Here is a 24225-nt window from a genome sequence, read left to right on the forward strand (position 1 = left end):
CCAAAAAGAGTAAAAAAAAGACCCTTCATCTGAAGGGTCTTTTTGTAATTAGAGGTGATCCTACTAGTAGAATTTCGCCCTGTTATCTTCGATCTCTGCAGCCTTTTCAAGGGCAGAGAATACTTCAGTAGTAATAGTTGTTCTTCTGGCAGAAGTCTCACGATTAGCGTACGGTCTGTAAGATTCCATTTCAGGAGCGCTGGTCTTCTTAAGAAGCTTCACTACAAAAACACCTTTTTGACCTTCAATTGGTTTGCTGATAGCACCTTCTTCAAGAGCGAAAGCAGTACCAACCACGTAAGGTTCACTTCCAACACCCGGAAGCACAGGACTGTTGCGGTTCACAGCATTTGCAGTGTTTACTTCCACATTTTGTCCGCTTGCAATAGCCTCAAGAGTTTCTCCTTTCATTCTTTCTTTTATGATCGCAGCTTTCTTCTCCTTTTGCAGAATAGGGATTACAGTTGATGAGGCAGCCTCTACAGACTTCACTCCTTTTTTGTGAACTCCGGTTACCTGAGCAACAATATATCCGTCAGCCACATCAAATCTTTTGATATCACCTTCTTCTACATCTTCTTCAAATGCCCACTGAACGATCCTTCTTTGAGGTCCAACACCAGGAATATCTTCCTGCAGTTGTTGAATTTCTTTTACCGGCTTCACCTCAAGATTGTTCTCTTTTGCCAGTTCAGCAAAATCAGCATCTCTGGCTGCCAGTTCAAATTTGGTCACTTCAGCAAAAAGCTGATTCATGGTCTTTTCTGAAGGCTGAATTTCACGGGCAACAGTTGCCAGTTTAATAGCTTTTTCTTTAGCTGTCTGATCTTCTACTTCAATAACATGATATCCGAACTGAGTTTCTACAACCCCGATTGATCCTTTACTGTTAGTGAATACGAAATCATTAAAGGCAGGCACCATAGTTCCCGGAACAAACCATCCCAGATCTCCGGCATCTTCCTTATTGGAAGCATCGGCAGAATATTCAGAGGCCAGTTCAGCAAATTTTGACTTGTCTTTCTTAACAACATTTACAATGCTGTCAGCAAGTTCTTTGGCCTGAGTTTTAGTTCTGGAAAGATCTCCTCCAACAGGTGAACCCTGGTAAGCAACCAGGATGTGTCTTGCTTTTGCAGAATCAGGGATCTGCTCTACAGCCACTACTCTGGATACTTTCCAATATGAGTTGTCTTTGTATGGACCATAGGTCTCTCCTTCTTCAAGGTTATAAAGAGCATCGGCATGCTCCTGTGGCAGGTTGTCCTTGAACAGGAAGCGGTCTCTGTATTTTATATCTGAATTCTCATTCACGAACATCTCCCAGTTTGGAGTAGTCCCAAATCCTGGTAGCGTATCATTTGTTTTAGTAACAGCATTGTATTCAACTTTCTTCTGAAGCAGACCACCCAGCTCGGCTTCTACTTGACCTTCATCTTCTATAGAAGCGGCTTCCGAATACTTTACATATTGAATATCACGGGAAGCTTCTGTCTTAAATTGCTCAGGATGCTCGTCGATATAATCTTTGATCTCAGATTTGGAAACTTCAACTTCAGAATCAGGTACTGAAGTAAAAGGAATGTTTACAAATTCCATGTCTACATTGTCGTTGGCAAACCTGTAAGCCTGCTCTCCTTCTAAAAGAGTAGCGCCTACACCGGCTTTCACAAGACTCAGGTATATATTTTCCCTGGCAGATTTAGCAATGGAATTCTCAAAATCAAGCCATTGTTGGTAAGCTTCAGGAGAAGTAGTCTTTAAAGTTGCTACATATTCTCTCAGCTTGTTCTCATCAAACATTCCGGCTTCATTGGTGAAGTTTGGATTGTTTGCCATCTGCTCAGCCATCATCGCCTTGATCTGGGCTTCTTCTACACGAATTCCAAGTTCTTCGAACTGCTCCTCCAGTAAAACACGGCGCACATTCATATCCCAAACCATACTAACAGCCTGGGCAGTCGAAGCATTGGGACCAAGATTTCTCTGATAAGCCTCTACCTGACGGGCAAACTGCTCCCTGTCTAAGTCTTCTCCATTGATGGTCGCAATTGTGTTTCTTGATTTCTGGGAAACCATTCCTCCATTTCTGATCACATCAGCAAGGACGAAGGAAAAAAGCGCCAAAGCAATAATAACGATCAGGAAAACCGAACGTTGCCTTATTTTATTTAATACTGCCATTTTTTATGTTATTTATTCTAAAATACAGGGGGCGAAAATAACGTTTTTAGGATTATTAAAAAACTATAAATCCGCAAAATGTGAGGAAAATCTTAAAATTAGTCCTGAGGTTTTATTCTTAGCTCTACCAGCTCAATTTTGGTGTTAGAAACTTCCTTGATATGAAAAGTAATATCATCGATCTTTACAATACCATCCCGGGGAGGAATCTCTTCAGTGTGATTAACAATATAACCTCCAAGGGTCTCGTAATTCTCCCCCACCGGTAAGTCCAGCTTATATGTTTCGTTCAGATAATCCACCTCCAAACGTGCTGAAAAAAGGTAGTGGTTCTCACCCAGCTTTTCTTCAATCAACACCACAGGATCATGTTCATCCTCGATCTCCCCAAACAATTCTTCCACAATATCTTCAACGGTCATCATTCCACTGGTTCCGCCGTATTCGTCAATTACAACTGCAATACTTTTCCTTTTTTTGATCAGGATATTAAGCACATCTTTCACCAACATGGTTTCGGGGACAAAAACTACAGGAAGAAGAATTGACTTTAAACTTGTCGGCTTTTTAAAAAGTTCAAAAGAGTGGATATAGCCAATAATGTCGTCAATATTCTCTTTGTATACCAGGATCTTCGAAAGTCCTGTAGCGGTAAATGTCTCCACCAGTTGCCCTGGATCTGTAGTGATCTCCACAGCTACAATCTCCGTTCTGGGGATCATCACTTCCCTTGATTTTACTTCGGAAAATTCCAGGGCATTCTGAAAGATCTGAATTTCAGTATCGATCTCCTGATCTTCCTCAACCTTTTCCATCTGCTCTGTAATGTAATTTCCCAGTTCCACCTTGGTAAAGGCTAACTGAACTTCATCGCCCTGAGTCTTGAAAAAGCGCTTCAGCACAAAATCTGATATCCAGATCACGAAAGAGGAAATAAAGCTAAAAAGCACATAGAACAGGTATGCCGGTAAAGCAAAAAACTTCAGCAGGGTATTGGCATAGATCTGAAAAAATACTTTGGGTAAAAATTCCGCAGTCAACAGGATTATCAGTGTGGAAATTACCGTTTGAGTCAGCAGGCTTAGATCAAAAAAGATATATCGAAGGATCTCATTTTGGACCTCCATAGAACTGATCCAGGCCATTAGCAGATCTCCCATAAAAAATCCGTACACCACCAGGGCAATATTGTTGCCCACTAACATGGTCGCAATGAACTTGGAAGGTTTTTTCGTTAATCGCCGAAGTACCTTGGCAAGGAAATCATTTTGCTTCTTTTCGATTTCTACATGGATCTTGTTGGCAGATACATAGGCTATCTCCATGCCCGAAAAGAAAGCAGAAAGGAGCAGAGAGCATAAAATAATAAATATCTGAAAGGCCATGCCTGTTATTTCTTCCGGTTATCGTACTTGTGTCTGAAATGCCTTCTGAAAAAGAACATAAAAACCCCTATCACCACAAAAAACAGGAATAGGTACGCCTGGTTGCGATCAGTATTCCAGATTCGAATTGCTTCATAAAGGAAAAAAACTGCTGCTGCCAGATAGGCGATTTCAAAAAAGCGGGAAAGTTTCATCATTGTTGTTGTTCTTCTTCTATTATTTGAACACCTACGTTGGACCTGGAACGGAAATTACTGAATTCCTGATTACTATCAAAGCCTTCTCCCTCATTGAGGGCGCCGTTCTTAAACCTGATGGTGTTACGTTGGTCTGTAAATATCCAGTTGTTGGCCTGGTCCCAATAGAGTTGATCTGCATTTAAAATGGTGCTGTCACTAGTGACTATGACAACATTGCCCTGCAAGTCTACAAGACCGGTTTCGTTATAAACGATCCCATAATCTGCAGTTACGGTATTCTTCTGGTTCTCTTCATTGAAAAATTCTACCTCCAGGCCTTCGGGAAATTCCCGGTAGGCAAACTCTTTATTGGTGAAGTCCCTCATTTTATCGCTTCTAAGGACAGCGACCACCTTTCCGGAATCGGTATACTTAAGATTTATTCCTGTGCCGATAGCCTGTGGGGCATCTTCAGGCATTTGCATTTCCCGCACCCCTTTAAGGTTCCCCTCACATGAAAAAAGCATTGCCACAAAAAGGATTGTGACAATGCCTGTATAAATATTCCGGTATGTGAATTTCATATTACAAGTTAGGTACGCGTACGCTTTCACCTATCCAACATCCAATGTTGATGGTCTTACCCTGCATATCTTCCTGGAAGATATCTGAGCGTTGTGGAGCACGACCTCTATAGGCTGCAGCAGTTTCATTTGCATTACTACTGATAGAAGGATCTACTCTACCTGCTCTTGCAGCGTAGTCTGCAGCTAACCAGTAAACAGCTCTTTTCTCGAAAGCAGTGTTACCACAGTTGTTAGCACTCTGCGCATACATGTGTGCAATTTGTAAGTATGCTCTACCAAAAGAAGGTTTCGCGTTCAAAGCTTTTCTATAATAGTTACGAGCTTGCGAGAACTGTCCTTTTTCTTTATAGCTATGAGCGATCTTGTTATAAACAGTTGCCTTATCACTTGGTTTTGTTTCAAGCTCAGCAGACTGGTTATAGTACTCAAGTGCTTTAGAATTGTTTCCTTCAGCTTCAGCCAACTGTCCTAAATAAAGGGCTGACTTTGCAGAAGGTTCTGCTTTATGAAGTGCCTCCACCATCTTAAAGAACAATGGATCATTGGTACAGTCTTTAGCAGACATTCTTCCGGCAGCTCTTTTTAACCAATCAGTATTAGTTTTGTTAGCTTCAAAATCCTTGCTGTAAAGCGGGATCAAATTATCACAGTCTGCACGCTGTCCAAGTTTAGCATCAATACTTCCTTTTACAGAACTATAAGCTTTCAGGTTCACTTCATAAGCGTTCAGTTTTTTCTCTTCCTTAGCAGTAAGGCTCTCTCCGGCTTCCTGCTTATCAAGAAGTTTCTTTAAACCTTCAGCCATCTCATTCTCGTCATTTTCAACTTCAGCGATCACGATGTCATATTTATCAAAAACATCCTGAAGGGTTTTCTTACCTGCATCCTGAAGTTCTACAAGAAGGTAGAAGTAAGTATACAGAGACTTCGCATTGAAACTTGCCTTATCTTCCTTAAAGGCTCTATCAAAGGCAGCAAACTGCTCTTCTGTAGTTCCTAATTTATTATCGTACATCACCTGGGCGATATCTACATAAACTTCACCTGCCTCAGTCTTTGCAGGGAAATGTTGAAGACGCTCTTTATAAAGTTCGATAAGATCTTTTGCGATTGCCTCTTTTTCAGCACCGGTCGCGTTGTCAAGTTTGTCCTTTAAAACACGCTCTCCGTACTGATAGGTCACAATGCTATATGTAGGACATTCTTTCCTTAAAGTCTGAATACGTGGGTAAGCCGCATCATAGTTTTTAGCTTTTGCATCGCTGTAAGCCAGAGAAGCAGTTGTTGCACATTCTTGATTGGCTTGCGCCTGAAGTGCACCCGTACTCAATAGTACCCCGGAAAGAAATAATATAAGCTTGGTTTTCATAGTTTAAGTTTTATTCCTAAAATTAGTATTTATTCAAATTTTCTTTTGATAAACCATCTGTCATTTAAAGAGAGACTTATCATAGCATTGAAAAAGCTTTCCTGAATCAAACCTGAATTAGTTGTACCGCGCTGTCCATACTCGAATCCGAGGTTGACGTTTGATAGCATTCTTCCTGCTGGTAGTCCTACTCCAAAAGATATGCCAAATTCGTTTATATCCTCTCCATTGAGGCTAAGCCCGGTTTCTTCCATGCGAAAACCCCCACGGTAAACAACCCTGTTAAAGTAGCTTGTAAGTGAGCTATAGTCAGGCACAAAAAATCCACCAACCCTGTATTGAGCGGCAGTTCCATAAGAAGCACCCTCAAGGGCGAATGTGCGGTTACTGTAATCTCCTTCTCCTATACTGGAGTATTCCACCCCAAGAAACCATTTTCTCGGATTTCCTATTCCGGTACCTATCGTTAGGTTGGCCGGAAGGCTTAGATCTGAATCAGCCACAGAAATATCCCTTTTATTGACCGTCAACTCCTGTCCGGTTTGCAGATATACAATACTGGCCAGTTCTCTTCTATTCTCTGAAGACAGATTGGTTTCCGGAGAGAAAGATGCCCCAAACCTGAATTGCAGGTCTTCATTCAGCATTCTTTCATAATCAAGACCAATTTTATAAGTGAATCCACCAAGATCTGAACGGTTGATCTCGCGGCTCCCGTACTCTACTCCTTCCTGCAGTACAATGGCTTTATTCTGAATATTTCCGAAGTTGTAATTGACATCCACACCCAGACTAAGGTGAGGAGTTATTTCATAACCGGCCGACAAGAACACCTTGTTCAGCCCTCCTTTACCTGAAAACCTTTGAGCTTCCCCCATCTCCTCATCAACATTCATGATATCATAACCGACCGAAGAATAAGGGATCAATCCAAAACCGAAACCAAGTTTACCCGCCGGAATACCTATTGCAAGGTAATCCAGAGTAGTATTTCTTGCAGTTCCAGATTCGGTATCCGACTCCATTTTAACTGAAGAATGGCTTGCGCCAAGGCTATAAGTGGTAAGGGCAAGCTTTCCGTAGCCCGCAGGATTGGTAAGATTAAGATGTATACTGTCTGAAAAAACACTAAGACCTCCCATGGATTTATTTTCTACCGTACCTCTGAAAGTATTCAACCCGATCCCGTAGAAAGAATAAGGTGAGGAAGTTCGCTCCTGAGCGGTCGTAATCACTGTAAATAAAATGAATACGATTAGTATTAATCGCTTTGTCATTGACTGATATTAAATTCGAGTATATAGTTCAACCCCTCCAACAAGAAATTGGAGTTGGCAAATATGCTATTTTTTAAGTTTATAGACAAAAATTGTGCATCTCCACCGGTAATTATTGTCAATAAATTATCATGTTGGGCTTTATATTCATCAATCATCCCATCGATCTCCTTCACAAATCCCATTTGAACTCCTGTTACTATGGAGTTTACGGTATTTGTTCCAACTAAATGGAATTCCTGCTGTTGCTCTACTAACGGTAAATTTGCGGTAAAGGTATTCAGGGCCCTGAAACGCATTTTTAAACCGGGAGAAATTGCTCCTCCCAAATAGTCATTTTTACTGGTTTTAAGGTCGTAGGTCACACAGCTTCCAGCATCAATGACCAGTACATTTTGTGACGAATATTGCTTAGCCGCAGCAGCAGCCAGGGCTTTCCTGTCATTCCCTAGAGTGGCCGGAGTACCATACATGTTATTGAACGGAAGTTTGGTAGCAGGTGAAAGCTCCAGTAGCTTTACATCGCGAATTGCATTCTCAGGCCACGAAAATGATGTTTTGGAGACATTGGAAACAATGACATTCCGAATGTTTTGATAGTTTGAAAAGACCTCTGAAATTTTTTCTGAAAGTGCTTCTGTACTCACAGTCCATTTTTCAGTCAGGACATTATTCTGATAAACAGCCACTTTTGCAAGAGAATTCCCAATGTCAATAATCAGATTCATGTAAGGTGGTTGGAAAAGCGAAGTTACAAAAGCATTTTTTTTAAATTTCCTTTGGGAGATATTAATTTTGAATCTATATTTGCACCCGCTTACCACAACAAGGTAAGTCCGCTTTAAACTGGTGCCTTAGCTCAGTTGGTAGAGCAAAGGACTGAAAATCCTTGTGTCCCTGGTTCGATTCCTGGAGGCACCACCACCAAAGCAAAAGCCCCTTCATTTTTGAAGGGGCTTTTTTATTTTTATACCTGTCTGAAATGCATTTTCTATATATCCTTTACAGCAAATCTGCAGACAGATATTATACTGGCGAAACAGCTAACCCGGAAAACAGGCTTAAAAACCACATTTTTCACAGGTACAAAAAAGGATTTACGAAAGCTGCTGAAGACTGGGAAATTGTTTTACAGCTCCAGTTAGAGAAAAAAGAAGATGCTTTATTTCTTGAAAGCTTCATTAAGAAGATGAAAAGCAAAACATTTATAAAAAAAGTAATTGAAAATCCTGCAATCTTCAAGGATGTTTTAGAAAAAAGGTAGTCCCTGGTTCCCCCGAAGCTTCGGGGCTGGAGGCACCACCACCAAAGCAGAAGCCCCTTCATTTTTGAAGGGGCTTTTTTATTTTTATACCTGTCTGAAATGCATTTTCTATATATCCTTTACAGCAAATCTGCAGACAGATATTATACTGGCGAAACAGCTAACATGGAAAACAGGCTTAAAAATCACATTTCTCACAGGTATAAAAAAGGATTTACGAAAGCTGCTGAAGACTGGGAAATTGTTTTACAGCTCCAGTTAGAGAAAAAAGAAGATGCTTTATTTCTTGAAAGCTTCATTAAGAAGATGAAAAGCAAAACATTTATAAAAAAAGTAATTGAAAATCCTGCAATCTTAAAGGATGTTTTAGAAAAAAGGTAGTCCCTGGTTCCCCCGAAGCTTCGGGGCTGGAGGCACCACCACCAAAGCAGAAGCCCCTTCATTTTTGAAGTGGCTTTTTTGTTTCAATATCTTTCTAAAATGCATTTTCTATATATCCCCAAAGAACTGGGTTTAATTAATTTTCATTTCCTCAAATTCAGCTGGACCTACTCCAACAACTGAATCTGGGACAGGAGGTACCCGAATTGTTTGCCACGTATAAAGCCTAGTATCTTCTTTATCAATTTTTTAAGCAGATTTAAAAATGGCCTTTTGTAGGGGAAATTTCTTACATTTAATTACGGAATTTTCATTTAACCGAATTATGGAAACCCTGCCATTGTTTTTACCAATTTTGTTTGGGCTTACGGTTTTAGGAAGCTTGATATTGTTCTACCTGGCGATCAGATCCAAAACTTTTTTAATTCTGGCTATTGGCTGGATTACTTTACAGTCAGTTTTGGGACTCAGCGGAATTTATCAGAACACTGAACTAGTGCCTCCCCGATTAATGCTATTTGGTGTGCTCCCAACCCTGATTTTTATTACGCTCACGTTTGTGACAGAAAAAGGCAGGGCTTTTATTGACCGGGTAAACCTTAAAACCCTCACTCATTTCCATAGTATCCGAATTCCGGTGGAGATTGTTTTGCTACTCCTTTATTACAACCAGGTTATGTCTGTGTACATCACCTTTGAAGGGACAAATTTTGACATCATTTCAGGTATCACCGCTCCAATTGTCGGATACCTCGCATTCCGGAAATCCACAAAAAGACAACTTTTGATCTGGTGGAACATGTTATGTCTCCTCCTGCTGTTCAATGTCGTGGTCACAGCCGTACTCGCCTTACCATCTCCATTTCAGCAACTCGCATTTGACCAACCAAATATTGCAGTTATGTATTTTCCCTTTAACCTTTTGCCCGCCTTTGTTGTACCTCTGGTACTTTTTGCACATCTTATTTCTTTTAGACAACTAACTGGAAAATCAGAACTTGCAGAATTTCAGCGGCGTTAAAATGAAATCTAACTACCAATTAAACTTCTTAACAATGAAACATTTTTTCACGAGCCTCCTCCTAATGATCTTCCTGGTTAATATTTCCAAAGCCCAGAACAAACCTGCATATCAACTATTCAATGATTCCGGAGAAATTACCGGTTATACTGATATGGTCCGGGACCTTGCTCAAAGCGATATGGTATTTTTTGGTGAGTACCACAATGATCCTATTTCCCATTGGCTGCAATTAGAAGTAGGTAAAAGTCTTCATGAACTAAAGGGTGAAAAACTGCTTTTTGGAGCCGAAATGTTTGAAAGTGGTAACCAGTTGGTAATCGATGAATATTTACAGGGATTGTATTCGGAAGAGAAATTTCTGCCTGAAGTAACCCAACTCTGGAAGAACTACAAAACCGACTATAAACCCCTGCTTGATTTTGCCAAAGAGAATGATCTCAGGTTCATTGCAACCAATATTCCCAGAAGATATGCTGCCATGATCAACGCCATGGGAATGGATGCACTTGAAAAACTTAGTCCGCAAGCAATGGAGCTTATTGGTCCAGACCTGAAGAAATTCTTCGACCCCACCGTTAAAGCTTACGCAGAAATGGCAGATAACATGGGAGGTCATGTTCCTGACAACATGCTGAACATTCAAACTGCCCAGGCCTCTAAAGATGCTACTATGGCGCATTTTTCGATCAAAAACCATAATCCGGGGGATCTGTTATTCCACATTCAGGGTTCTTATCACTCCAACTATGATCAGGGTATTATCTGGTGGGTAAATAAGATCCGGCCGGGCTTTTTGATAAAATCGATCACGACCGTAACCCAGTCTGAGTGGGATGAAATGACTACGGAGCAAAAATCTACAATAGCCGATTATATAGTTGTGGTTCCTGATAACATGACCCGAACCTACTGATAAAATACTTAAAAAGCCTGTTATTCATTCTACATGTCTATGGCTTCATCCTCTTCGCCAGCCACTGTTTGAGCATGATTTAACACGGCAACTAGAAGCACACCTCCAAGCACATTTCCCAGGAGCGTAGGCAAAAGAAAATCCATTATTGTGGTGAGGGTAGAAATGTCACCATTCACGAGCAGGGAAAAAACTTCTGTAGATCCTGCAATCACGTGACTAAAACTACCAACCCCAATTATGTAGGTAATAATAATGATCACCCAGACCCTGGCGGTTTCAGCAAATGGAAGAAGCCAAACCAGCAAGGCAATAAGCCAGCCCGCAAAAATACCTCCTAAAAAAATGTTGAGAAACGAAGGCTTCAGAGCTTCCCTTCCCAAATCTAAAAAAGCCAGCTTTATATCTGTTTCAAAAACATCTGTGTGAATGGCCACCAGGGCTATACAAAATGTACCCAACAGGTTACCAATGAACACAGTTCCCCACAGCCGTCCTACATTCTTAAAGGTTTTGAAGTCTTTCCTGTGCAAAAGGGGAAGAATTGGGGTGAGAATATTTTCTGTAAATAATTGCTGCCTCCCCAGGATCACGATTAGGAAACCGAGGCTATATCCAAAATTGGTTATGAGCGGTCGCCATTCAGTATCGGGAAGATGAACGGTAAGCAAAGCTTCAGCGATCATAGAGATCCCCATGGACAAACCTGCCGCCAGTGCAGACCAGAACAAAGCTGAAGTCGGTCGGTTTAGTTCGGTCTCAGCTTCTGCAAAAATAGTATCATGAACAATTTGCGCAGAGGGAGATTGTCTTTCTTTGGCCTCTGTAGAATTCTTTTTCTCCTGGTCTTTATCTCCACTCATATTCTCCTTATATTTAAACTATTAGGCATGGCAACAAACTTAGGTTCCCTCAAGATACTCATTTTTCTCCCACCTTATTTCAGAAAAAACCATTTCCCGACACAGGCGCGGAAAGGCTTATTTTTCAAGTTTTTCTGCGGAATTATTTAATGCCAAGTTTCTCCTTTAAGCTTAAGGCATTTCTAATAGCATGGCCATCAAGATCGTTGTTGAAATAGGCATAAACATCTTTATTTTTAGAGACATACTCCCGGATCTCTTCTGCCACTGAATTTAAATTCTTATCTGAATAACTTCCGGAATAGTTTTGGCCATGGAATCGAAAATAGGTCCAGTCTGCAGTGATAATTTTTGGATGATCTTTGATCATATCATGTAAGACCAAAGCAGCTTTATATTTTTTGAGAAGTGCAAAAAGTTCTTCAGAAAACCATCGCTCATCTCTTATCTCCACTGCCAATCGAAGATCTTTTGGAAGTACATCCAAAAAACCCTCCAACCGCTGGAGATTGGGCTTCCAATTAGGAGGCAACTGCACCAGGATTGGACCCAGTTTTTCTTTTAAGTGCACCACCCGGTCCATGAAATATGCAACATGACCTTCAGGATCTTTCAGCTTTTTACGATGAGTTCCAAAGCGGCTGTACTTTATAGAATAACAAAAATCCTTTGGCGCCGCCTTTCGCCAGTCGGCAAAGATTTCAGCTTCTGCCATTTTATAAAAGGTATTGTTGATCTCTACTGTGTTGAAGAATTTAGTATAGTGATCAAACCAGTCTTTTACCGGCATATCCTTCGGATAAAAATCTCCTTTCCAGTGTTTATACTGGTATCCGCTGGTGCCTATTCTTATTTTCCCTTTCATTGTCCTTAATTTAAAGAATTATTCTGAAGATCCCGCACCTCTTATTTATAGCTAATCCATTGTAAAACCCGTATAAAAATAATCTTTTGTTAAACCCTCTATTAAACCCATAGAAAAGGCTCCTATTTGCTAACTTAAAACTCATTAACCTGTTAATCAGCTTTTTAAATGGAACTAAATAATAGCAATACCAGGATCTTTAAATCTATGGCGAGAGTTGGAGGAGCCATTGGAAAAGGACTTATTGCCGGATTCGCCGGTACTGTTGCCATCACTCTTTCTCAAATGATTGAAATGCAGATCACAAAAAGGAAAGCAAGCAGCTCTCCAGTTATTGTCGGCGGAAAGGTTTTGGGTGTTGAGCCTAAAGGTAAAGCCGAAGTTGAGCGGAAAAAGGCAAAAAATGAAGAGCCCGGGGAGGCCAAACAGAATCTTCAACAAAATAAGGAGTTATTTGGGCAATGGATGCACTATGGATATGGCACCGGATGGGGTGTTTTTAGAGGAGCTCTGGATCTTGCTAAGGTAAACGGTAAAGCGGCCGATCTTGCCCTCTTCGGTGGAATTTGGGGAACTGCCCAGGTCATGATACCAATGACAACAGGAAGCAAACCTATTTACAAGTGGCCCCCCACACAAATAGCTGTAGATGTATTACATCACGCGGTATATGCTCTGGTTGCCGGGGAACTTTATGAAGCCATGAGAAAAGCTGAAAAAACCAGAAAAAAGAAGAAGAAAAGCAAATTTCTGTTTCTATAACTTATAGTTACTAAAGCTTCATCTTTCTTCGGAATAATTCCTTTATAGATAGCTGGCTTCCACTCTTTTTACCAGCTCAAATTAGTTCCAAAAATGACATTTTTGAAAGGCTTTCCCTGCGGAAGCCTTTTTTATTGTAGAGCGAATTCAGCATAGATTGGAAAATGGTCAGACCCAAATGCCGGTAGCCTTTTTAATTCAACTACTCCGAATTCCCCGGTTACAAAATAGTGGTCCAGTGGCCAGCGCATCACTTTAGAAGTAGCATCGAAAGTATTGAACAATCCGCGGCCTATTCTTACATTCTTTAGTTCTCCTTCGCTCTCAAACATTCTTGAGGTATGTGACCACGAAACATCGTTAAAATCACCCGCGACTATAGATGGATACTCTTCTTCAGCAACCATATTCCCAACTTTCAGCAGCGCTACCTCCTTCTCTCCTTTGTTGTCCGGATATTTGTCACTGGGTACGGGCGCAACCGGGTGAACGCCGTGAAATCTGAAAATCTTTCCGGAAGGCAAGACCACATCGGCATGAAAAGAAGGCACAAATTCATGTTTCAGGTATTTCACTTCCTCATTCTTTAGCGGAAATTTTGAAAATAGGATCATTCCGTAGGCTTCATCATTTGGGCGGGAAATTACATGAGGATACTTTTTCTTAAGACCAGCTATCTCCTCTACCCACTTCTGGTCAACTTCCATCGCCAACAGCATATCGGGATCCTGCTTTTCTACAAGATCAAGAAACTCCCTGTATTTATCATTTTTGATCAACACATTGGCAAGCATGATACCGACTGTATTTTGAGAATCTTCCGAAGAGACCGCATCGGGTACAGCCTTATCGCCAAACCAGTAGGGATAGATCCTGACCGATTGGATGTAAATGGATGCAACCAGCCCCAGAACGAGCAACATTGAAGGCACTTTCCACTTCTTGTTCAATCCAGTAAAAAGCAAAAAACACAGCAATGCGAGTATTAAGTACTGAAGTCTGGGAAAATCCAGCACTTTGGAGTACCAATAAGGTAGATCGTATACCAGGGAAAGCAAACTTGCCAGGATGACCAGCGTACTCAATATGATGACGAAATACCAAAAAATCTTTCTAAAGCTGCTCATTTTTTCACTTTTTAGCGAGTTAGTCTACTAAAAATATGAAAAATCCCTCGAACCTATAAAAAAGATCCCGGCCAACGCCGGGATCCCTCATAAACATATTTGGTCAGCAAATCATTATCCTCCGGCCCTGTCCAGCTCTTCCAGCTCAGACTGCGGCACAGGAGAGGTAGTTTTTTCCTTACTTAAACTGTAACGTAGGTTTAGGCTAATCCCTCTGTTACCCAAATATTGGTTTATGATAGTTCTGTTGCCATTGATCTCAGAATCTACATTGCTCCCGGTCGTTTTAAAAATATCAGTGGCTTTTAAGGTCACATCAAGTTTATCCTTCAAAAATGACCTTTTAAGCCCCGCATCAATCCACCACTCCTCTTCAAATTGGTAAAGTCCGTAAGCGAGTGGTCCCTGGTAGGCGGCAAAAATTTCCAGATCAAGATCCATTGGAAGGTTTATGCGCTGTGTAGACTGTACCGTAAAAAAGAAATCCTCATTCTCAATCACATTGTCATCAATAAGTATCTCGTATTCCTGTTGCGCCATAATGATGCTGTTGTTCATATGCCATGACGGGAAGATCTCAAAGGGCGCCATAATAGTGGCACTGTAATTTCTAAAATCCTTCATGTTCCTGATAGAGAAAACGGCCTGTTTAGTCTCAGGATCTTGTAATGGGATCTCTCCAATAAAATCTTCGGAATGATCATAGCCTAAAAGCAGATTATACTTTTTCCAGAAGGTTTGAGCAACCTGAAAGGAATTAGTGAACTGTGGCCGCAACTGCGGATTTCCATCTACGTAAGTATAAGGATCAATGTAAAAGATAAAAGGATTGAGTTTATTATAATCAGGTCTCAGGATCCTTCGGCTAAACGAGTAATTGATCTTGTAATTATCACTAACGGTTTGTTCAATCTGAAGGTTTGGGAAGAACTCTAAATAATTTCGGCTTACTGCATCGATCTTCTCCTGAGCTTTTCCATCTGCCACTGTTTGCTCCGCCCGCAGACCTGCCTGCAGGTTCCAATTATCACTTAGTTGATTGCTATAACTCAGATAGGCAGCATAAATATTTTCTTGATACCTAAAAGAATTACTTCTGGATGGATCAAGCTCTTTGACCGAATTTTTAAAGGTGAAGAATTCCAGTTGACTATCAGATATCACTTTACTAGCCTTCACGCCCATTTCTAATGCTGAAGTCTGATTCAGCGGAAGACTTAGGTCCACCTTTGCGGAATAGATATCAAAATAACTATCATTATTACTGAACAAGACTTCGGTAAGAGGTGATTTTCCGGAACTGTACTCGAAGTGGTTTACGAATCGAGAATCGCCATTTTCATCTAATCTCACATAATCCAGGTCTGCTGAAAGCCGGGTTCCCAGGCTGTCTAGTTTCCCTGTGTAGTGCAGGTTGAACCTGGCATTACTAAAATCTTCCTCCAAATAATTCCACGCGTCGATTCCGGTATTCTCATTGGTGTTGAGGTTTTGCAGGGTTCCCCAGGTATGCCATTCATTATCTTTTACCTGATAGGTAAGATTTGCCATAACTCCCACTTTATGATCGTCATTTATAGAGTAGTCGGTTCCAATTCTCAACGAAGGCACATAGGTTCTTCTCAGATCTTCCCCCAACTGATTGAAATAGGAGTTTTCACCTTCCGCGGTAATTTCCCTCTTCATTACCTGGTCTCTTATCATCCCGTCCTTTCTCATATCAAAGCTCATATAAGAATTCCAGTTACCCTTTTTATAATTGAGATTTGCTCCGGCGTTATACCAATGCTCTCCATTATAGTTATAACCTGCATATGTACTTCCGTTAAATCCACCCCGGGTATTCTTTTTTAGATTGATATTCAAAATACCGGCAGTACCTTCGGCGTCATATTTAGCTGAGGGATTATTGATGATCTCAATATTGCGGATATTCTCTGCAGACATTCCTTCGAGCATAGTCTTTAATTCTTCAGTAGATAAATAGCTCAATCTTCCGTCGATCATGACAGAGACACCTTGTTTTCCGTTCAATTGAAAATTTCCATCCTGACCTACAGTAACACCAGGAGCCCGGGAAATGACCTCAAAGGCCGAACTTCCCGCCGCCAGGGCTGTACCTTCCACAGCTACTACCATATTCCCTCCTTCCACTTCCACCCGTGGTCTCCACGCCTTCACCATCACCTCGTTCAACATGGTCACTTCTTCTTTCATGGTGATCCAGCCAAAATCGTGCTGGTAAGTTTCACTCTTCACCTCAAAAGGGTCTGTAAAAGTGGACTTGAATCCGATGGCACTAAACCTTAACAGATAATCCCCTTTTTGGGGAGCCTTAAGATTAAATGATCCATCCATTTCTGTCGTAGAACCCGTGACCACTGTAGAATCGGGTAATTTTACCACTGCAACCGTGGCAAACGGAATAGTTTCCTTCTTCTGGTCCTGAAGGTTTCCGCTTAAAGATCCATACTGTGCAAAACTCATTTGAGCCATGAACAGGACTAGAAAAGTGACTAAAAAATTGTTATACAACTTCATCCTTATATGTTTTAATTGGTTTCTGTTTATACTTCAAAAATGTCTTGAATTCCAGAGGATAGAAACCATTTTCCGGTGAACCGGGAAATTTGCGAAGTGAATCGGGAGATTTTCATAATGAATTAAAAACTCCCATTCAGTGGAAATAAAAAGATCCCGAACCTTAGGTTCGGGATCTCAGATGAAGTTGCGCTGAAAGAAACCAATCTATTGTCCACCCGCCCTGCTTAATTCTTCCAGACTGTTTTGACGGGATTGCCTTTCATTTTTAGAATTTTTGAAACGATATCTAAGATTAATGCTAAAGCCACGATCGTAAAAATATTGATTGAGCTTAAATGTACTACCGGGATATTCAGATTTCACGTCGATCTGTGCACTCCGGAAAATATCAGTAGCTTTTAATGTAAGATCAAGACGGTCATCCAAAAAGGTCTTTTTAAGTCCTGCATCAATGTTCCATCTGTCTCCAATGGTCGCCACCCCGTAGGCAACAGGACCCATATAGTTTCCGTTCAGTTCCAGCTTCATATCCCATGGAAGGTTAATCCTATGATTGGATTGAAAAGAGTAGAATAAATTATCATTTTCAATGGTACCTTCTTCATAAGGAATATCAAAATTGGTTTGATTAAAGATTACAGTGTTTTCAACATTCCAGAAAGAAGCTAACTTCACAGGCACCAACAGAGTTGCAGAAAAAGATTCCATATGATCTGTATTGGCAGTAGTCAAAATGGCCTGCCCTGTTTCCATATCTGTTCTGGGATATTCAGCCGTCGCCCCATCGGTTTTACTGTAATTCAACATAAGCATATATTTTCCGAAGAGGCTTTGAGTAAGACCAAAAGATGAGGTGATCTCAGGTTCCAGGTCAGGGTTACCAACTATGTAGGTATAAGGGTCAAGGTAAAACAGGAAGGGGTTTAGTCGGCTGTAACTAGGTCTGTTGATCCTTTTACTGTAAGCATATTGGATCTTGTAATTCTCGCTCACCTTTTGGCTTAACTGCACATTTGGAAATAGATCGAGATAATCGACTTCTTTTACCTGCCCCATTGTAGGTGAGATTCCTTTTCCTAATGTCTTTTCAGCTCTTAAACCCAACTGAAGATCCCAGCGATCACTTAATTTATTGGAATAACTAGCGTATGCAGCATATATCTCTTCTTCATAAGTAAAACTGTTGCTACGGGTATTATCCAAAGGCCCGGATGTATCCTGACCTAAATAGAACTTCAAATCACTGTCAGAAATCACTTTGCTCCCCTTGATCCCAAAACTAAGTCCTGACTTTTTATTTATCGGAAGCTCAAGATCAGCCTGAGCGGCGAAGATCTCATAATCTGAAATACTTCTGTTGAAAAGATTTTCCTGATCTGACCTATCTTCCGAAACAAAATAGTAGTTGTTCATAAAACGGGAGTCAAGGTTCTTTGAAAGCTGTACATAATCCAGGTTCGCAGTTATTCTGGTGCCAACAGTATCCAGCTTACCTTCATAATGAAAGTTCAAACGTGCATTACTGTAATCCTCATCGGAACTGTTTTTCGCTGAAATGGTCTGAAGGTCACCAGTTCCAAAAACTCCCAGTGCAGTTTCAGTATCCCATTTTCCATCTTCATTATAGTAAGAATAATTCGCTGAAAAACCGATCCTGTGATTTTCATTTAATTTATAATCTGCACCCGTTTGAAAAGAAGGAACCCATTTTTTCTCTAACTGGTCTCCGGTCTGATTTAAATAATCATAGTCGAAATCATAAGTATAGGTACGCGTAATTTCATTGGTCCTCGTAAACCCTCTTTTCGAAAGGTCAGCGCTGAAATAAGTATTCCACTTGCCAACACTATAATTTAAATTCGTTCCCAGATTATACCAGTTTTCCCTGTTAAATTCCATTCCGCCATATACACTTCCATTTAGTCCCTGTGCTACTTCTTCCCGAAGCACAATATTGATGATCCCCGCAGAACCTTCCGCATCATATTTGGCAGAAGGATTATGGATCAACTCAATGTTCTGGATATTTTCTGCCGGCATGGTTTCCAACATGATTTTCAATTGATCGGCACTCAAATAAGTAAGCCTGCCATTGATCATGATTTTGGATCCACTTTTCCCGTTCAGCAACAGATTTCCATTTTGATCCACCGAAATACCCGGTGATTTGGAAATGATCTCAAAGGCCGAACTTCCTGCAGCCATGGCTGTGCCTTCCACTTTCACCACCATCTTTCCGGCTTCCAGTTCAATTCGGGGCTTCCAGGCCTGCACCATCACTTCATTAAGCATGGTAACAGCTTCATTCATGGTGATCACACCAAAGTTTTTTCCGAAATTTTTTCCGCCGACTTTAAAAGGCTCAGTAAAAGTAGATTCAAAACCGATCGCACTGAATCTCAATAAAAATTCTCCTTTTTCGGGGGTTTCCATTATAAAGCTTCCATCCAATTCGGTAGTAGTTCCTGTTACTACCGTAGAGTCAGGTAATTTCATTACCGCTACTGTAGCAAAAGGAATGGTCTCTTCTTTCTGATCCTGAAGACTCCCGTTAAGGCTGCCTTCCTGAGCCCATAAAAAAGGGCTTATAAAGGATGCTAATCCAATTAAAAATTTTTGATACAACTTCATCTCTTTTTGTTTTTTGGTTAATGTTTTCGATTGATTTCAAAACAAATATGCTGTGGATCTGCACTCCAGAAAACCTTCAAAAGACTGAAACGGGATATAAAAGGGATGAAACGGGATATTAATCAAATGAAGTAGAAATGAATTTTTCTCTTTTTATAGATCTTCGGAAGTAGATAATCACAAATGACGGAGATGTTATGAGAAGCAGGCAAACAAATAAAATTCTCTATTTTTACCTGAGAGAAAATATCAAGCTGATCAAAGAATATATTGACCATAATAGTATCCGCACCACAGAAAAGTTCCGGTTGACCGGTAAGCGTTTCTTAAAGGATGTCGGAATTGCGGCCTTTGCGTCGACTACTTTTTTCTTTATTATTGTTTATATGCATCAGGGAGAATTGAAACTCCCCGGGGCATATTCCCTTATCGAGCTGGGTCTCGTATTCATTTTTCTTCTTTTCCTGATATGGACGCATCGATGGATCTCGATTTTAATTCACGGGGATCGTATGAAAAGAATGCACTCCTTACTTAGACCTATCATTGAAATAGCTGTTGTGATATTGGCAACCTTGATCCTGGATCTGCTTTTAAATTACCTGCCATTAAAAATGATCTTCCCTCCCGAAGCTTTTATCCCTTCCAGGGTGAGGACCTCCTTTGTTATCACGACCATCATTTCCTTGTTCCTATATTATTTTGTGGAGAGGGAAAGGAGTAAAAAAAGATTACAGGCAGAAATATTACGATCTGCACAGTTGCAAAAAGAGAATTTTCAGGCACAACTGGAGAACCTGAAGAACCAGGTAAATCCGCACTTCCTTTTTAATAGTTTGAATGTGCTGGTTTCCTTGATCCCCCAGGACGCGGACCGTGCCACTAAATTTACCCGTAAGCTGTCTGAGTTGTACCGCTCCTTTCTAGACAACACTTCCCAACAACTTATACCCCTTCGAAAAGAGCTTGAGGTGGCCGAGGCCTATATATATCTGCTAAAAACCCGGTTTGGGGAGTCGGTACAATTTGAACTTGAAATAGCCCCGGAGGCCATGGAGTTGCACCTACCGCCCGGTTCCCTCCAGGTACTTCTTGAAAACGCAATCAAACACAACGGTTCAACCCGAAAAAAGCCGTTAACTATAGCGATTGCTTCCCACGGAAATATTTTGGAAGTGAAGAATAACCTACAGCCGAGAATGGAGGAAGTGTCATCTACGAACACCGGTCTCACTAATATCACAAGCCGTTACTCCTTCCTTTCTGATCGAAAACCGGAATTCAAAAAGACCGAAGATCATTTTATTGCCGAACTGCCCCTTCTAAAAGTTGAAATTCATGAAAACCCTCATTATTGAAGATGAAGCCTTCGCAGCTGATGCGTTGGAAAAAACAATTCTGGAGCTAAGACCGCAGGCCAACATATTGGCCAAACTTGAATCTATCGAAGAAGCGGTGGAATGGTTTTTAGAAAATGAAGCTCCGGAGCTTATTTTTTGCGACATCCACCTTTCTGACGGCAGCAGCTTTGAGATCTTTAAACAGGTGGAAGTAAAAAGTCCGGTGATATTTACCACGGCTTATAATGAATATGCCATTGAGGCTTTTAAGGTAAACAGTGTAGATTACCTGCTAAAGCCCATCAAAAAGGAGGAGCTGCAACAGGCAATTGAGAAATACGAAGATCTCAGGCAGAATAACCTGTCGCAAGAGCTAAAGAACATTCAGGACCTAATAAGTAATGTATCTCCAAAAGGCGGAAAAAAGACCCGTTTTATGGTGAAATCGGGGCAGGTGATCAACACCATTCCAAGTGAAGAAGTGGCATATTTCGTTGCCGAAGAAGGCGTGGTGCTCCTGGTGACTTTCGCAGGAAAGCGATATGTCATCAATTACACCCTTGACCAGTTAGAGGAACAGCTCGAGGTTAAAACCTTTTTCAGGGCAAATCGCCAGATCATTGTCAATATCAATGCAGTTAAGGAGGTGAATCCATATTTTAAGGGAAGGCTGCACCTCTCTGTAGAGCCCGGCCTGCAGGACGACCAGATCATTAGCAGCAGCAAAGCTTCATCATTTAAAGAATGGCTCGATCTTTAAAACTCAATGTGGAAATTCACTTGAACTCTGTTCCCTCCCCAACTCTTTATCATTTTCTGTAAACTCTGAATCCGCCTGAAAGCCTTATATTAGAGGTTCAAAAAAAATCTATGTCCAAAACTTATTACGACCCTGCCGACCTGAGGAAATTTGGCAATATCACCGAGTGGAGCGAAGAACTTGGCAAAAAATTCTTTGACTATTATTCACAGGTCTTTGAAGAAGGCGCGCTGTCTGCCCGTGAAAAATCTCTGATCGCCCTTGCGGTCTCTCATGTTGTTCAATGCCCGTACTGTATAGACGCCTACACGAAAGATGGCCTCGAGCGCGGAATTGAAAAAGAAGAGATGATGGAAGCTGTACATGTAGGTGCTGCCATAAAAGGAGGAGCTACTTTGGTGCACGGCGTACAAATGATGAACAAGCACAAGAAGCTGAGTTTTTAAAATCAGACTGAGGATCAATCAAACTTCCCATTAATGCGGAAGGAATGTAAGAGAAGAAAATTATGCCTGTAAAATCCCTTTCTGCAAGGAAAAATGAACTTGCCGATCCAAAGAATCAGCTGAAATGGCTCAGCAATGGGATCTTTGGAAACGGAGAACTTCCTCTTTTCCATGAAAAGATCGCCGCTGCAGGAGTACCCCAGTTGCGTCCGAAAGAATTAGAGATCCTGCAACTGAATCTTGGCTATATGTGTAACCAGACCTGCTCCCACTGCCATGTGGACGCGGGGCCAGACCGCAAAGAGATAATGAGCAGGGAGACCATGATCCACTGCCTCGAAGTTATCAAGAAAGCAGGAGTAGCGACTTTAGATCTCACCGGGGGAGCTCCCGAAATGAACCCGAATTTCAGGTGGTTTGTGGAAGAAGCCGCTAAACTTGGTGTAGACGATATTATCGTTAGATCCAATTTGACCATCATTACTGCGAATAAAAAGTACCACGACCTTCCCCAATTTTTCAAAAAGCATAATGTGCATGTCGTCTCCTCGCTTCCCTTTTACAAGAAAGAGAAGACAGACCGGCAGCGAGGGAACGGAGTTTTTGACCGCTCGATCGAAGCTCTCAAAATGCTGAATAATGAAGGTTACGGAAGAGAAGGCAGAGGCCTTCGACTGGACCTGGTTTACAATCCGGCAGGGGCTTTCCTTCCGGCGAGTCAGGAAGCCTTGGAAAAGGATTTCAAAAAAGCCTTAAAACAGGATTTCGATATCGACTTCAATTCCCTGTTCTGTATCACCAATCTTCCAATCAGCAGGTTTCTTGAATACCTCATTGCTTCCGAAAATTATGAAGATTATATGTATGCCCTGGTGGAAGCCTTCAATCCTTCGGCAGTCAAAAATGTGATGTGCACCAATACCCTTTCCGTAGGGTGGGATGGCAGGTTATACGATTGCGATTTTAACCAAATGCTTGGTATGAGAGTAGCTTCAGAAGTAGATCACATAAAAGATTTTCAGAAAGAAAAACTTCAGGATCGGGAGATCCGCATCTCGCAACATTGCTATGGATGCACGGCCGGGGCCGGCAGCAGCTGCCAGGGAAGTGTCACTTAAAAAATAATTTTTGATGCCTCAAAAAAAAGAACTGCTGCTCATTTTTACCCGTAATCTCGAGATTGGCCGGGTGAAAAAAAGACTGGCCAAAAAGGTGGGAAATACAGCTGCTCTCGAAGTCTATCGTTACCTGTTAAAGCACACTCAGGAAATCACAAAAGATCTTGATTGCGATAAAACGGTGTATTATTCCGAAGAAATTCCGACTAATGATCTGTGGGAAGAAAAAGAATATCAAAAAATGATACAGCTGGGAAAAGATTTGGGAGAACGAATGGAGAACGCCTTCAAAAGAGCTTTTTCCGAAGGTTATTCGAAAGTGGTGATCATTGGCAGTGATCTTTTTGACCTGCAGGAAAAGGATCTAAAAAAGGCATTTTTGGCTCTTCAGGAAAAGAATTATGTGCTTGGGCCGGCACAGGATGGCGGGTATTATTTATTGGGGATGACCAAAATGAATTCGAAGGTCTTCCGTAATAAGGACTGGAGCACTCCGGCAGTTTTTGAACAGACATTGAACGATCTAAAAGAGGAAAATGTGGCGCTGTTGGAGGTGCGGAATGATATTGATACATTTGAAGATATGAGGCAGCATCAAGTGCTGTTGGAGCTGGTGGATAATTTAAAAGAAAGATCATGAAAAAGCTGAAATTGTTTTTAGTTCCTATTGCAGCCGTTGTGCTTATTGCATGTGGCGGACAGGAAAAAGAAAAAGAACAGGAGAATATAATGACCCAGGTTGAAGGGGTGGAGGTGCAAACACAGGCTCAAGATCCTATCAACGCCGACACCATTGATGTGGGCACGGTCAATAAGACGGAAGAAGAATGGAGGGAGATCCTGTCTCCCGAAGCCTATCATATTCTACGGGAAGCAGGAACAGAACGGGCATTTCAGAATGCGTATTATGACAATGAGGAAGAAGGTATTTACTATTGCGGGGCCTGCGGACTCCCGTTATACAGTTCGAATACAAAATTCCATTCCGGAACTGGCTGGCCAAGTTTTTATGCCCCTATAGACCCAAAACTGGTGAAAAGAAAGCTCGATACCCGTTTTGATATGGAACGAACTGAAGTGGTCTGCGCGCAATGTGGATCTCATTTAGGCCACATCTTCCCTTATGAAGGAGTGCCAACTGGCGAACGGCATTGTCTCAATTCCCTTGCCCTTGATTTTAAACCAAAAGATTTATAAAAGCACTGC

23 protein-coding genes and 1 tRNA gene are annotated in these 24225 nt (G+C 41.3%); 12 read left to right on the forward strand and 12 right to left on the reverse strand.

Going from position 1 to position 24225, the window contains the following annotated elements:
• Positions 1-63 precede the first annotated feature (63 nt).
• The 7 genes from ACNORC_RS00245 to ACNORC_RS00275 form a co-directional block, all read right to left on the reverse strand.
• Positions 64-2184 (reverse strand): peptidylprolyl isomerase, encoded by a 2121-nt coding sequence (locus tag ACNORC_RS00245; RefSeq protein WP_418333566.1) that lies wholly within the window; start codon positions 2182-2184, stop codon positions 64-66.
• 98 nt (positions 2185-2282) lie between these two features.
• Positions 2283-3569, reverse strand: a complete 1287-nt coding sequence (locus tag ACNORC_RS00250; protein ID WP_418333567.1) for a hemolysin family protein — start codon at positions 3567-3569, stop codon at positions 2283-2285.
• Between the two features lie 5 nt (positions 3570-3574).
• Complete coding sequence (locus ACNORC_RS00255) at positions 3575-3766, reverse strand: hypothetical protein (RefSeq protein WP_418333568.1); 192 nt, start codon at positions 3764-3766, stop codon at positions 3575-3577.
• Positions 3763-4332 (reverse strand): LPS export ABC transporter periplasmic protein LptC, encoded by a 570-nt coding sequence (gene lptC, locus ACNORC_RS00260; RefSeq protein ID WP_418333569.1) that lies wholly within the window; start codon positions 4330-4332, stop codon positions 3763-3765. The genes ACNORC_RS00255 and lptC overlap by 4 nt, the downstream gene beginning before the upstream one ends.
• Position 4333: 1 nt before the next feature.
• Positions 4334-5704 carry a tetratricopeptide repeat protein gene (locus tag ACNORC_RS00265; protein ID WP_418333570.1) on the reverse strand — a complete coding sequence of 457 codons (1371 nt, stop codon included), beginning with the start codon at positions 5702-5704 and terminating at the stop codon, positions 4334-4336.
• Positions 5705-5733: 29 nt separating this feature from the next.
• Positions 5734-6981, reverse strand: a complete 1248-nt coding sequence (gene bamG, locus ACNORC_RS00270) for a BamG family beta-barrel-assembly machinery protein (protein ID WP_418333571.1) — start codon at positions 6979-6981, stop codon at positions 5734-5736.
• Entirely contained in the window at positions 6978-7709 is a 732-nt protein-coding gene (locus tag ACNORC_RS00275; protein ID WP_418333572.1) for a type III pantothenate kinase, read from the reverse strand. The genes bamG and ACNORC_RS00275 overlap by 4 nt, the downstream gene beginning before the upstream one ends.
• 120 nt (positions 7710-7829) lie before the next feature.
• Between ACNORC_RS00275 and ACNORC_RS00280 the strand changes: the two genes are divergently transcribed.
• The 5 genes from ACNORC_RS00280 (at position 7830) to ACNORC_RS00300 (ending at position 10563) form a co-directional block, all read left to right on the forward strand.
• Positions 7830-7905 (forward strand) — tRNA-Phe (locus tag ACNORC_RS00280).
• A 58-nt stretch (positions 7906-7963) separates the two neighbouring features.
• The gene (locus ACNORC_RS00285) at positions 7964-8245 is read left to right on the forward strand and encodes a GIY-YIG nuclease family protein (protein WP_418333573.1); all 282 of its coding nucleotides are present in this window, start codon (positions 7964-7966) and stop codon (positions 8243-8245) included.
• A 99-nt stretch (positions 8246-8344) separates the two neighbouring features.
• Positions 8345-8626 carry a GIY-YIG nuclease family protein gene (locus ACNORC_RS00290; RefSeq protein WP_418333574.1) on the forward strand — a complete coding sequence of 94 codons (282 nt, stop codon included), beginning with the start codon at positions 8345-8347 and terminating at the stop codon, positions 8624-8626.
• Between the two features lie 325 nt (positions 8627-8951).
• Complete coding sequence (locus ACNORC_RS00295; RefSeq protein ID WP_418333575.1) at positions 8952-9647, forward strand: DUF8737 domain-containing protein; 696 nt, start codon at positions 8952-8954, stop codon at positions 9645-9647.
• Between the two features lie 34 nt (positions 9648-9681).
• Positions 9682-10563 carry a ChaN family lipoprotein gene (locus ACNORC_RS00300; RefSeq protein WP_418333576.1) on the forward strand — a complete coding sequence of 294 codons (882 nt, stop codon included), beginning with the start codon at positions 9682-9684 and terminating at the stop codon, positions 10561-10563.
• Positions 10564-10592: 29 nt separating this feature from the next.
• On the opposite strand, the gene ACNORC_RS00305 is transcribed toward ACNORC_RS00300, so the two are convergent.
• Together ACNORC_RS00305 and ACNORC_RS00310 are read right to left on the reverse strand one after the other, a co-directional pair.
• A complete protein-coding gene (locus ACNORC_RS00305; RefSeq protein ID WP_418333577.1) occupies positions 10593-11426 on the reverse strand; it encodes a formate/nitrite transporter family protein in 834 nt (277 codons plus the stop codon).
• 142 nt (positions 11427-11568) lie between these two features.
• Positions 11569-12291, reverse strand: coding sequence for a DUF72 domain-containing protein (locus ACNORC_RS00310; protein WP_418333578.1), 723 nt, complete (start codon positions 12289-12291; stop codon positions 11569-11571).
• A 168-nt stretch (positions 12292-12459) separates the two neighbouring features.
• Here ACNORC_RS00310 and ACNORC_RS00315 point away from each other — a divergent pair, with 168 nt between their 5' ends.
• Positions 12460-13053, forward strand: coding sequence for a hypothetical protein (locus tag ACNORC_RS00315; RefSeq protein ID WP_418333579.1), 594 nt, complete (start codon positions 12460-12462; stop codon positions 13051-13053).
• Between the two features lie 131 nt (positions 13054-13184).
• On the opposite strand, the gene ACNORC_RS00320 is transcribed toward ACNORC_RS00315, so the two are convergent.
• From ACNORC_RS00320 to ACNORC_RS00330, 3 genes are all read right to left on the reverse strand, one after another.
• Positions 13185-14180 (reverse strand): endonuclease/exonuclease/phosphatase family protein, encoded by a 996-nt coding sequence (locus ACNORC_RS00320; protein ID WP_418333580.1) that lies wholly within the window; start codon positions 14178-14180, stop codon positions 13185-13187.
• A gap of 114 nt (positions 14181-14294) precedes the next feature.
• The gene (locus ACNORC_RS00325) at positions 14295-16721 is read right to left on the reverse strand and encodes a TonB-dependent receptor domain-containing protein (RefSeq protein WP_418333581.1); all 2427 of its coding nucleotides are present in this window, start codon (positions 16719-16721) and stop codon (positions 14295-14297) included.
• Positions 16722-16928: 207 nt separating this feature from the next.
• Positions 16929-19355: a TonB-dependent receptor gene (locus ACNORC_RS00330; RefSeq protein ID WP_418333582.1), complete on the reverse strand. Its 2427-nt coding sequence runs from the start codon at positions 19353-19355 to the stop codon at positions 16929-16931.
• Positions 19356-19552: 197 nt separating this feature from the next.
• On the opposite strand from ACNORC_RS00330, the gene ACNORC_RS00335 reads away from it, so the two are divergent.
• The 6 genes from ACNORC_RS00335 (at position 19553) to msrB (ending at position 24216) form a co-directional block, all read left to right on the forward strand.
• Positions 19553-20713: a sensor histidine kinase gene (locus ACNORC_RS00335; protein ID WP_418333583.1), complete on the forward strand. Its 1161-nt coding sequence runs from the start codon at positions 19553-19555 to the stop codon at positions 20711-20713.
• Positions 20694-21455, forward strand: coding sequence for a LytR/AlgR family response regulator transcription factor (locus ACNORC_RS00340; protein ID WP_418333584.1), 762 nt, complete (start codon positions 20694-20696; stop codon positions 21453-21455). The genes ACNORC_RS00335 and ACNORC_RS00340 overlap by 20 nt, the downstream gene beginning before the upstream one ends.
• Before the next feature lie 110 nt (positions 21456-21565).
• Positions 21566-21901, forward strand: a complete 336-nt coding sequence (locus ACNORC_RS00345; RefSeq protein WP_418333585.1) for an arsenosugar biosynthesis-associated peroxidase-like protein — start codon at positions 21566-21568, stop codon at positions 21899-21901.
• 62 nt (positions 21902-21963) lie between these two features.
• Positions 21964-23019 carry an arsenosugar biosynthesis radical SAM (seleno)protein ArsS gene (gene arsS / locus ACNORC_RS00350; RefSeq protein WP_418333586.1) on the forward strand — a complete coding sequence of 352 codons (1056 nt, stop codon included), beginning with the start codon at positions 21964-21966 and terminating at the stop codon, positions 23017-23019.
• Between the two features lie 13 nt (positions 23020-23032).
• Entirely contained in the window at positions 23033-23659 is a 627-nt protein-coding gene (locus ACNORC_RS00355; RefSeq protein ID WP_418333587.1) for a TIGR04282 family arsenosugar biosynthesis glycosyltransferase, read from the forward strand.
• On the forward strand, positions 23656-24216 hold the full coding sequence (gene msrB / locus ACNORC_RS00360) for a peptide-methionine (R)-S-oxide reductase MsrB (protein ID WP_418333588.1): 561 nt from the start codon (positions 23656-23658) through the stop codon (positions 24214-24216). The genes ACNORC_RS00355 and msrB overlap by 4 nt, the downstream gene beginning before the upstream one ends.
• Positions 24217-24225: the final 9 nt, after the last annotated feature.

Origin of the sequence: Salinimicrobium soli (genome assembly GCF_048323655.1) — a bacterium.
GTDB classification, from domain to species: domain Bacteria; phylum Bacteroidota; class Bacteroidia; order Flavobacteriales; family Flavobacteriaceae; genus Salinimicrobium; species Salinimicrobium soli.

What these genes read in the sequence shown, in the direction of transcription:
- ACNORC_RS00245 (WP_418333566.1), bottom strand. Translation starts at nt 2,184, where the DNA reads ATGGCAGTATTAAATAAAATAAGGCAACGTTCGGTTTTCCTGATCGTT.
- ACNORC_RS00250 (WP_418333567.1), bottom strand. Translation starts at nt 3,569, where the DNA reads ATGGCCTTTCAGATATTTATTATTTTATGCTCTCTGCTCCTTTCTGCT.
- ACNORC_RS00255 (WP_418333568.1), bottom strand. Translation starts at nt 3,766, where the DNA reads ATGATGAAACTTTCCCGCTTTTTTGAAATCGCCTATCTGGCAGCAGCA.
- lptC (WP_418333569.1), bottom strand. Translation starts at nt 4,332, where the DNA reads ATGAAATTCACATACCGGAATATTTATACAGGCATTGTCACAATCCTT.
- ACNORC_RS00265 (WP_418333570.1), bottom strand. Translation starts at nt 5,704, where the DNA reads ATGAAAACCAAGCTTATATTATTTCTTTCCGGGGTACTATTGAGTACG.
- bamG (WP_418333571.1), bottom strand. Translation starts at nt 6,981, where the DNA reads ATGACAAAGCGATTAATACTAATCGTATTCATTTTATTTACAGTGATT.
- ACNORC_RS00275 (WP_418333572.1), bottom strand. Translation starts at nt 7,709, where the DNA reads ATGAATCTGATTATTGACATTGGGAATTCTCTTGCAAAAGTGGCTGTT.
- ACNORC_RS00285 (WP_418333573.1), top strand. Translation starts at nt 7,964, where the DNA reads ATGCATTTTCTATATATCCTTTACAGCAAATCTGCAGACAGATATTAT.
- ACNORC_RS00290 (WP_418333574.1), top strand. Translation starts at nt 8,345, where the DNA reads ATGCATTTTCTATATATCCTTTACAGCAAATCTGCAGACAGATATTAT.
- ACNORC_RS00295 (WP_418333575.1), top strand. Translation starts at nt 8,952, where the DNA reads ATGGAAACCCTGCCATTGTTTTTACCAATTTTGTTTGGGCTTACGGTT.
- ACNORC_RS00300 (WP_418333576.1), top strand. Translation starts at nt 9,682, where the DNA reads ATGAAACATTTTTTCACGAGCCTCCTCCTAATGATCTTCCTGGTTAAT.
- ACNORC_RS00305 (WP_418333577.1), bottom strand. Translation starts at nt 11,426, where the DNA reads ATGAGTGGAGATAAAGACCAGGAGAAAAAGAATTCTACAGAGGCCAAA.
- ACNORC_RS00310 (WP_418333578.1), bottom strand. Translation starts at nt 12,291, where the DNA reads ATGAAAGGGAAAATAAGAATAGGCACCAGCGGATACCAGTATAAACAC.
- ACNORC_RS00315 (WP_418333579.1), top strand. Translation starts at nt 12,460, where the DNA reads ATGGAACTAAATAATAGCAATACCAGGATCTTTAAATCTATGGCGAGA.
- ACNORC_RS00320 (WP_418333580.1), bottom strand. Translation starts at nt 14,180, where the DNA reads ATGAGCAGCTTTAGAAAGATTTTTTGGTATTTCGTCATCATATTGAGT.
- ACNORC_RS00325 (WP_418333581.1), bottom strand. Translation starts at nt 16,721, where the DNA reads ATGAAGTTGTATAACAATTTTTTAGTCACTTTTCTAGTCCTGTTCATG.
- ACNORC_RS00330 (WP_418333582.1), bottom strand. Translation starts at nt 19,355, where the DNA reads ATGAAGTTGTATCAAAAATTTTTAATTGGATTAGCATCCTTTATAAGC.
- ACNORC_RS00335 (WP_418333583.1), top strand. Translation starts at nt 19,553, where the DNA reads ATGAGAAGCAGGCAAACAAATAAAATTCTCTATTTTTACCTGAGAGAA.
- ACNORC_RS00340 (WP_418333584.1), top strand. Translation starts at nt 20,694, where the DNA reads ATGAAAACCCTCATTATTGAAGATGAAGCCTTCGCAGCTGATGCGTTG.
- ACNORC_RS00345 (WP_418333585.1), top strand. Translation starts at nt 21,566, where the DNA reads ATGTCCAAAACTTATTACGACCCTGCCGACCTGAGGAAATTTGGCAAT.
- arsS (WP_418333586.1), top strand. Translation starts at nt 21,964, where the DNA reads ATGCCTGTAAAATCCCTTTCTGCAAGGAAAAATGAACTTGCCGATCCA.
- ACNORC_RS00355 (WP_418333587.1), top strand. Translation starts at nt 23,033, where the DNA reads ATGCCTCAAAAAAAAGAACTGCTGCTCATTTTTACCCGTAATCTCGAG.
- msrB (WP_418333588.1), top strand. Translation starts at nt 23,656, where the DNA reads ATGAAAAAGCTGAAATTGTTTTTAGTTCCTATTGCAGCCGTTGTGCTT.